This window comes from Staphylococcus pseudoxylosus (assembly GCF_003697915.1).
GTDB classification, from domain to species: domain Bacteria; phylum Bacillota; class Bacilli; order Staphylococcales; family Staphylococcaceae; genus Staphylococcus; species Staphylococcus pseudoxylosus.
In genome coordinates this window covers 1-794 of the sequence record NZ_RCVN01000050.1, presented here as the reverse complement: position 1 = coordinate 794, position 794 = coordinate 1, and the positions used below count along the sequence as shown (strand labels likewise).

Sequence of the window (794 nt, the reverse complement as noted above, 5' to 3'; positions counted from 1 at the left end):
TCCGATCTCGGAATTGAGGGCATGAAGTCACGCTTTAGCGGTCTTAGAGAGATTGCTGTTGGTGCATTCAGACAAATCGGTGCAAGTGCTGTTAGTGCTGTCGGTAACGGCTTAAAAGACTGGGTATCTAACGCAATGGATACTCAAAAAGCCATGATTTCATTGCAAAATACAATGAAGTTCAAAGGCAATGGAAAAGACTTTGACTATGTAAGCAAATCTATGCAGAATCTTGCTAAAGATACAAATGCAAATACCGAAGATACTTTAAAACTTTCAACAACGTTCATTGGTTTAGGCGATAGCGCTAAAAAAGCGGTCAGTAAAACAGAAGCATTAGTAAAAGCTAACCAAGCATTTGGTGGTACTGGCGAAAACCTTAAAGGTGTAGTTCAGTCTTACGGTCAAATGTCGGCAGCTGGTAAAGTTACGGCTGAAAATATTGGACAATTAACCGATAACAACACAGCTCTTGGTTCTTCTTTAAAAGACACTGTTATGAAAATGAACCCCTCATTACAGCAATACGGTTCTTTTAATGACGCTGTTTCAAAAGGCGCTGTTTCGATGGATATGCTCAACAAGGCTATGGAAAAAATGGCTAAAGGTTCGGGCGGTGGAATCAAAACTATTGGGGACGCGTGGGACAGCTTCAACGAAACAATGTCAATTGCTTTAGTGCCTACTTTGAACGCTTTAACACCTATCATTAGTGGCTTAATAGACCAGATGTCTGACTGGGGCGAAAGTGCTGGTAAAGCTGTAACAAATGTAGTTAAGTATTTCCAAGACTT

General features: G+C 40.6%; 1 protein-coding gene. It reads left to right on the top strand.

Annotated elements, in window-relative coordinates; all coding sequences use genetic code 11:
- Nucleotides 1-21 precede the first annotated feature (21 nt).
- Nucleotides 22-794 (top strand): tape measure protein (locus D9V42_RS14735; RefSeq protein WP_208639094.1); only part of this gene is annotated, 773 nt, incomplete at its 3' end.